We start from the raw sequence: 1,219 nt of genomic DNA, 5'->3' as shown, positions 1-1,219 counted from the left end.
GCGGCAAGAGCGTATTTCCGGCCTGTCCCGCCGCCATCGTCACGCCGATCGCGGTGCCGTCGTTGTCGGGGTAGACGTCCGAGAGCGTCGTGAAACGGGCGACGCCGTACAGCGCCGTTCCGAAGCCGAACGCCCCGGTCGCGAGGTAAACCACCGGCGCGGAGCCGGCGACGGCGACGAGTCCGAGCGTCACCGCCGAGATCAGGGTACTCGCGACGAGGACGTTGCCCTCCCCGAACCGGTCGGCGAGGAGTCCGCCCGGGAGCTGTCCCAGCGCGTAACAGAGCCAGAGCGCGGTCAACAGGAGCCCGGCCGTGGTCAGGTCGAGCCCGTAGGATTCTCGGAGGTGAGGCAACAGGACGGGGTAGGCCAGACGGATGCCGATCGAGAGGAACCAGCCGGCGGCGACGGCGACCAGAATCTCGCCGCGGCCGTCCGTCAGGAAGGACCGCACGGTCGACAGTCGATTCCTCGTTTCCGGGGGAGACACGTCTCGATTCACCCATTCGTCGGCGACGGTCTTGAGCGGCCCAGAACGGTACGCCCTTGCCGATATCGGAACCGGTCACTGCCGCCGTCGTCGCCGTCGACAGTTCGCACGGTCACAACGGCGCGAACTCGAGCACCAGCCATGCCAGACAGGCGGCGTAGATCGGGATCGTCAGGTTGTCGTCGATGATGTAGGTCCGGATTTCGAGGGTCACGCCGTCGGCGAGGGTCGCGCCCAGGGCGGCGACCAGTGCGACGCCGATCGGGAGGAACGGGATCGCGATAACCGTCGAGACGAGGAACATCGTGATGAGCACCTTCGGCGGCTTGACACGCTGGAGGGTGTTGTCCGAGACGGCTCCGCTGATCGGATCGCCGAGCGAGAGCATCAACATCGCGGGGAGGGCGATATCCTGCTGGAAGACCACCACGACGATGGCCATGCTGATCATGTACAGCGCGTAGCCGGCGGGGTTGTCCTGCTCGTACTCGCGCGTCAGCACGTCGTAGAGTCGCCAGTCGAGTCCGACCCGAAGTCGCAGGAACTCGAGGACGAGCGCACCGGTCGCGATGGCGACCATGAGAATCTTAAATCGGGGCCACGTGAGCCCGGCCTCGAGATAATCGGCGAGCAGATAGAGGGCGACCAACCCGGAGCCACTGGCGTGGACGAGTCGCCGCTTCAGTTCGTCGGCCATCACTTCGTCCCTCGGGGGAGGTGACCTTCAGT

Annotated in this window: 2 protein-coding genes; both read right to left on the bottom strand. The window is 66.1% G+C overall.

Annotation, left to right across the window (positions count from 1 at the left end):
• The coding region (locus tag PGX04_RS30570) for an MFS transporter (RefSeq protein WP_273741922.1) at positions 1 to 454 on the bottom strand (454 nt) is incomplete at its 3' end.
• Between the two features lie 148 nt (positions 455 to 602).
• Positions 603 to 1,187, bottom strand: a complete 585-nt coding sequence (locus tag PGX04_RS30565) for a diacylglycerol/polyprenol kinase family protein (protein WP_273741921.1) — start codon at positions 1,185 to 1,187, stop codon at positions 603 to 605.
• Positions 1,188 to 1,219 lie beyond the last annotated feature (32 nt).

Source organism: Natrinema soli, assembly GCF_028618695.1.
The sequence above is the reverse complement of the archived record's forward strand: the minus strand, read 5'-3'. Positions and strand labels throughout refer to the sequence as shown.

What these genes read in the sequence shown, in the direction of transcription:
- PGX04_RS30565 (WP_273741921.1), bottom strand. Translation starts at nt 1,187, where the DNA reads ATGGCCGACGAACTGAAGCGGCGACTCGTCCACGCCAGTGGCTCCGGG.